Annotated in this window: 1 protein-coding gene and 1 pseudogene; one reads left to right on the top strand and one right to left on the bottom strand. The window is 69.3% G+C overall.

Annotated elements, in window-relative coordinates:
* The coding region (gene metG, locus GX015_RS07865) for a methionine--tRNA ligase (protein WP_291344158.1) at positions 1–1,816 on the bottom strand (1,816 nt) is incomplete at its 3' end.
* A 57-nt stretch (positions 1,817–1,873) separates the two neighbouring features.
* On the opposite strand from metG, the pseudogene GX015_RS07860 reads away from it, so the two are divergent.
* A pseudogene (locus tag GX015_RS07860) lies at positions 1,874–2,155 on the top strand (hypothetical protein); the annotation flags it as partial.

Below are 2,155 nucleotides of genomic sequence, written 5' to 3'. Positions count from 1 at the left end.
TCTCCGCCAGCTCGGGATCCAGCTTGGCGAACAGCGGCTTCGGCTTCGACAGCGCGGTGCCGGGCACCATCTCCACGCGGCCCCAGGTAGCCTGCTGATCGGCGTAATCGCCCATGATCACCGGGTAGGTGCGGCCGGCCTCGGGCAGGCCGACGCCGACGGGCTCGACGGGCATGTCGTCGGAAACTTCGCGGATCTCCGGCATCGCGGCCCACACGCCGTCGCGGCCGAGCGTCTCGTGGACCTTCTGCGCCGACGCCGGCAGGAACGGGGTCAGCAGCGTATTGCAGTCGGAGACCACCTGCAGCGCCGTCCACAGCACGGTGGCCAGGCGCTCGCGCTGCGACTCGTCCTTCGCCAGCTTCCACGGCTCCTGGGCGGCGATGTAGGCGTTGGCCTCGCCGACCACGTGCATCGCGGCGGTGACGGCGGCACGGAAGCGCGACGCGCCGAGCGCCGCCCCGGCCTCGTCGAAGGTGCGCGCGGCGAGGTCGAGGAGCGCCGAATCGTCGTCGAGCAATTCGCCCGGCTGCGGGACCTCGCCGAAATTCTTGTGCGCCATGGACACGGTGCGGTTGACCAGGTTGCCCCAACCGTTGGCCAGCTCGTTGTTCACGCGGCGGACGAACTCGTCCCACGTGAAGTCGGTGTCCTGGTTCTCCGGGCCGGCGACCGCGATGAAGTAGCGCAGCGGGTCCGGGCCGAACTCCGCGAGGAAGTCCTTGACGTAGATGACCACGCCCTTCGACGAGGAGAACTTCGAGCCCGACATGGTCAGGTACTCCGAGGACACGACCTCGGTGGGCAGGTCCAGATCGCCGAGCGCGCCGGCCTCGCCGCCACGCGAGCCCTTGCCCGCGTAGCCCAGCAGCTCCGCCGGCCAGATCTGCGAGTGGAACGTGATGTTGTCCTTGCCCATGAAGTAGAAGGACTCCGCGCCGGCACCGTCTTCGCCGCCGCCGACGTTCCAGAAATCGCGCCACGCTTCGGGGCGGCCGACGCGGTACGCCCACTCGATGGACGCCGACAGGTAACCGACGACCGCGTCGAACCAGACGTAGAGCTTCTTGGCGTTGTTGTCCGACCAGCCGTCCAGCGGGATGGGCACGCCCCAGTCGATGTCGCGGGTCATGGCGCGCGGGCGGATGTCCTCGAGCAGGTTCAGCGAGAACTTCAGCACGTTGGGGCGCCAATCCTCGCGGGCCTTCAGCCACTCCGCCAGGGCGTCGGCGATGGCGGGCAGGTCGAGGAGGAAATGCTCGGTCTCGACGAACTTCGGGGTCTCGCCGTTGATCTTGCTCACCGGGTCGATGAGGTCGGCCGGGTCGAGCTGGTTGCCGCAGTTGTCGCACTGGTCGCCGCGGGCGCCGGACGCGCCGCAGATCGGGCAGGTGCCCTCGATGTAGCGGTCGGGCAGCGTGCGGCCCGTCGACGGGGAAATCGCGCCCATCGTCGTCTGCCGCACCATGTAGCCGTTGTCGTGCAGTCCGCGGAACAGCTCCTGCACCACCGCGTAGTGGTTGCGGGTGGTGGTGCGGGTGAACAGGTCGTAGCTCAGGCCCAGACCGGCAAGGTCCTCGACGATCTGGCGGTTGTACCGGTCGGCGAGCTCCTGGACGGTGACGCCCTCCTTCTCCGCCTGGACCAGCAGCGGCGTGCCGTGCTCGTCGGTGCCGGAGACCATCAGCACCTCGTTGCCCGCCATGCGCTGGTAGCGGGCGAAAACGTCGGAGGGGACGCCGAACCCGGCGACGTGCCCGATGTGGCGGGGTCCGTTGGCGTACGGCCAGGCGACGGCGGTGAGGATGCGAGACATGCCTTTCAGGGTAAACCATGGCCCGGGCCGGTTCGCGCGCCCGCTACCATCATCGGCGTGAACCCGACGCCCGCCCAGCTCGTCGCCCATCTCGCCGCCACCGGTCGTCGGCCGGCGGCGCTGGTCGGCGACTGGTTCGGGCACGCGGCGGTGGTGGCGGTGGATTGCGCGCCGCGCCCGGTTGCGGGTCGCGGGGCATCGGCTTTTTCGCTTGACGACGCCCCCTCCCGCACCTCGTCACCCGATTCGGACGAGTGGCGTTTCGGTTGGTTGCCGTACTCCGGGAAGGCGTTTTCCGCGGAGACGAGGGACGTCCTCTTCTATGACGTGCCCGCCGAT

Source organism: Corynebacterium sp., from assembly GCF_012837295.1.
Classification (GTDB): Bacteria; Actinomycetota; Actinomycetes; order Mycobacteriales; family Mycobacteriaceae; genus Corynebacterium.
This window is presented reverse-complemented; position numbering and strand designations above follow the sequence as displayed.